This window comes from Aquiflexum sp. (assembly GCF_977115555.1).
Genome location: NZ_CDSBKL010000510.1, coordinates 1 through 2,549, shown reverse-complemented (window position 1 = coordinate 2,549; position 2,549 = coordinate 1). Strand labels below are relative to the sequence as shown.

The 2,549-nt window shown below is 43.9% G+C and carries 3 protein-coding genes; 1 reads left to right on the top strand and 2 read right to left on the bottom strand.

The annotated features are described in order from the left end of the window. Positions 1-773, bottom strand: a 773-nt coding sequence (locus ACZFYI_RS18910) for an NAD(P)/FAD-dependent oxidoreductase (RefSeq protein ID WP_462525676.1), incomplete at its 3' end; no start/stop codon positions are given. Positions 774-984: 211 nt separating this feature from the next. Continuing rightward, positions 985-1,944 (bottom strand): tryptophan 2,3-dioxygenase family protein, encoded by a 960-nt coding sequence (locus tag ACZFYI_RS18905; protein WP_462525675.1) that lies wholly within the window; start codon positions 1,942-1,944, stop codon positions 985-987. 116 nt (positions 1,945-2,060) lie between these two features. Between ACZFYI_RS18905 and ACZFYI_RS18900 the strand changes: the two genes are divergently transcribed. After that, positions 2,061-2,549 (top strand): acyl-CoA dehydrogenase family protein (locus ACZFYI_RS18900; protein WP_462525674.1); only part of this gene is annotated, 489 nt, incomplete at its 3' end.

The following is a 2,549-nucleotide window of genomic DNA, read 5'->3' as shown; positions in this document are numbered from 1 at the left end:
CAGATGTCCTGCGAGTACAGCGGCGCCACGATCCCGTACAGCGCGAGCGTCTGCGTGAGGGGACGATCCGGATTGTCGGTCGGCAACGGCGTCGCCGCAGCAGTCGGGAACAGGTCAGTCACTTTCGTTTCAAACAAAATCTCCCCACCTGCATCAAGGATGCTTTTCCTGAGTTCTGCCACCAAAATCGGCAATTTGTTAGTTCCGATATGGGGATGTGCATCTACTAAGATTTCTTCGGTGGCACCATGGGCAACCAATATTTCCATGATCCTACGGATATCTCCCCGCTTTTTGGAACGTGTATAGAGCTTGCCGTCAGAGTAGGTTCCTGCCCCTCCTTCTCCAAAACAGTAATTGGATTCGGGGTTGACGATATGGTCTTTGTTGATGGCTGCAATATCCCTTCGCCTCGCCCTTACATCTTTTCCGCGCTCTATCAGGATGGGTTTCGCCCCCAATTCAATTGCCCTCAATGCTGCAAAAAGTCCTGCCGGTCCTGCTCCGACAATGATAATCGGCTCAGCATTACTGACATTCTGATAAGCTTTGGGAGTCGTCAGGAGTGGCGTTGGTGCTTCATTGACAAATACCTCGGCTGTCACATTCACCCTAACCTGCCTTCCCCGGGCATCAATGGAGCGCTTGATCTGACGGGCGTATGCGTTGGATTGCTCTGGTGAAATTCCTACTCTCTTTAGCGCCGTTTCCCTAAAAACCTCCTCGTCATAAGCTTCCTGAGGGGACAATTGTAATTGTAATTCTTTTTTCATGTGTAAGGTATTTATCCTTAAATAGATGTGAGATATGAGATGTTAGACGTGAGATGCGAGAAACGAGAAGCGAGAGACTGACGAGAACTTCAACTTCGCTCATGGACCAAAAGAATTAAGAAACAAGATTCGGTGGGAGATTTACCTCTTACCTTTCACCTCTTACCAAACCGATACTTCGTACTTGGTACCTCGTACTTCGTACTTCGTTTTATTCTTCTCCAAAAACCTCCTTCACCACCCAGCCTTTGCCCCATTCTTCTTTTTCCTTTTCGGTCCAAAGCTCAGGATAGAAAATGACTTTTTGGAAACGGGGAGGTAAGTATTTCTGCCAGTTAGTGCCACCGGTAGCGGCGATATCAACAGGATCCCTTTGCAGATACCTTACGGCTGACTTGTAATGTGCCAAAGGCCAAAAGACATTTGCCTTCAGGTCAAAATCCTTCATCAACTTAGTCAGTTCCTCGTCCTTTTCCGAACAGGTAAGGTATTTCCTCCAAATATTGATTGTCTTGTAATTTGCTATAAATTCCTTCAGTCTCTTGCCGTATTTGGCTTCAAAGGTTTTCAGTGTCAGTGTTTTTTCTCCTGTGGCCAACTCCACTGCACCGTGCTGCCAATAGAGATTTTTGAACAAGACATCTACATTTTGCTCAGTTTGCATCTTTTCCCTGATGTCTATAAAAAGCAATTGTTGGGTATCACAAGCCAAAATCTCAATTACCCGGTATTGTGCACTTTGAAAACCACTCGAAGGCAACAATGACATCCTAAACTTGAGAAATTGCTCCCTTTCCATTCCTTTCCACATCACCGCAAAAGAAGAAATCAACTGGTCAAAATACATGTTGACACGCTCAAGTCTTTCTTTGAAAAATTTTGAATCAATGGGTTCCCTTTCCGCTATCTGTTCCAATTCCCATATGATAAGCTTGAAATAAAGCTCCGTAATCTGATGGTAAATAATAAAGATTTTCTCATCCTTAAAAGAAGTTCTTGGCTGCTGCAATGACAACAAAATATCAAGGTTGATATAATCCCAATAAGTCATGTAATCCGCATAAAGCAGCCCCTCAAGGTATGAGGATAGGTCTTGCCCCGAAGCTTTGAATTTTTGCTGAAGCAGCTCTATTTTCTCTAAAATGTCTTTTTGGGTTTGGACTGGGCTCATGTGCTAATTTTTTGTGCAATAAGGTAGTTTTTTACAGGCCTTCTTATTTATTTCAGGCAGGATTTAAACATTACGCTGCAAAAATCCATTTTAAATAGCAATAAACCAAAAGAGTCATGGAGCATACCGCCACTGTACACAAATCTTTGAAACAGGATTTATATGAAGGAATAGATTTTTATCAGGTTGATGATTTATTGACCGAAGAGCATATACTCATTCGCTCATCGATCCGGGATTTTGTCAAAAAAGAAATCAGTCCATACATAGAAGATTGGGCACAAAAGGCACATTTCCCATACGAAATCGTTAAAAAATTCGGTGATGTGGGGGCTTTTGGACCACAGATTCCTGAAGCCTACGGCGGTGGCGGATTGGATTATATTTCTTACGGTATCATCATGCAGGAGATCGAAAGGGGTGATTCAGGCATGCGGAGTACGGCTTCTGTACAAGGTTCTTTGGTGATGTACCCGATCTATAAATTCGGTTCTGAAGCACAAAGAATGAAATACCTTCCCAAACTTGCTTCAGGCGAGATGCTTGGTTGCTTCGGACTCACAGAACCTGATCATGGTTCCAACCCGAGCGGGATGAAGACCAAC

Bases quoted from the DNA above. Each gene is read 5' to 3' on its own strand.
- ACZFYI_RS18905 (WP_462525675.1), bottom strand. From the start codon at position 1,944: ATGAGCCCAGTCCAAACCCAAAAAGACATTTTAGAGAAAATAGAGCTG.